The organism is Knoellia aerolata DSM 18566 (assembly GCF_000768695.1).
GTDB lineage: Bacteria > Actinomycetota > Actinomycetes > Actinomycetales > Dermatophilaceae > Knoellia > Knoellia aerolata.
The window spans coordinates 1-901 of the sequence record NZ_AVPL01000151.1; the positions used below are offsets into that span (position 1 = coordinate 1).

Below are 901 nucleotides of genomic sequence, written 5' to 3' on the forward strand. Positions count from 1 at the left end.
TGTCAGCGACGGGTGAAAACTGACCCCTGATCGACGGGTGAAAACGGACCCCCTCGGCGACCCTGTGGAGGGTGATCAGCGTGGAGGACTGGGCGGAGATCCGGAGGTTGCACCGGGCGGAGGCGATGCCGATCAAGGTGATCGCGCGTCGGCTGGGTGTCTCGAGGAACGCGGTGCGGCGGGCGCTTGCCAGGGACGATCCGCCGCGGTACCAGCGGCCGGCGAAGGGTTCGTGTGTGGATGGGTTCGAGCCGGCGATCCGTGAGCTGTTGCGTGAGTACCCCTCGATGCCGTCGACGGTGATCGCGCAACGGGTCGGCTGGCAGCGTTCGATCACGGTGCTGAAGGACCGGGTGCGTGAGCTGCGGCCGGTGTACCTGCCGCCGGACCCGGCCTCGCGCACCACGTATGTGGCCGGGCATCGGGTTCAGTGCGACCTGTGGTTCCCGCCGGTGGACATCCCGCTGGGACACGGGCATGTCGGGCGGCCGCCGGTTCTGGTGATGGCCGCGGGGTACTCGCGGATGCTGTTCGCGACGATGATCCCCTCCCGGCAGGCGCCGGACCTGATCGCCGGTCACTGGCTGCTGCTGGACGGGCACTTGGGCGCGGTCCCGCGCGAGCTGGTGTGGGACAACGAGTCCGCGGTCGGGTCCTGGCGTGCCGGGAGGCCGAAGCTGACCGAGGAGTTCGACGCGTTCCGTGGGGTGCTGGGGTGTGGGGTGCATCAGTGCCGCCCCGGCGACCCGGAGGCCAAGGGCATCGTCGAACGCGCGAACGGCTACCTGGAGACCGCGTTCCTGCCCGGTCGTACGTTCACGTCGCCGGCGGACTTCAACGCCCAGCTGTGGGCGTGGTTGCCGGTCGCGAACCAGCGGATCGTGCGCCGGATCGGGTGCGC

The 901-nt window shown here is 70.0% G+C and carries 1 protein-coding gene; it reads left to right on the forward strand.

Annotated elements, in window-relative coordinates:
- Window positions 1-71: 71 nt before the first annotated feature.
- On the forward strand, window positions 72-901 hold an 830-nt coding region (gene istA / locus N801_RS19060), incomplete at its 3' end, for an IS21 family transposase (RefSeq protein ID WP_035940945.1).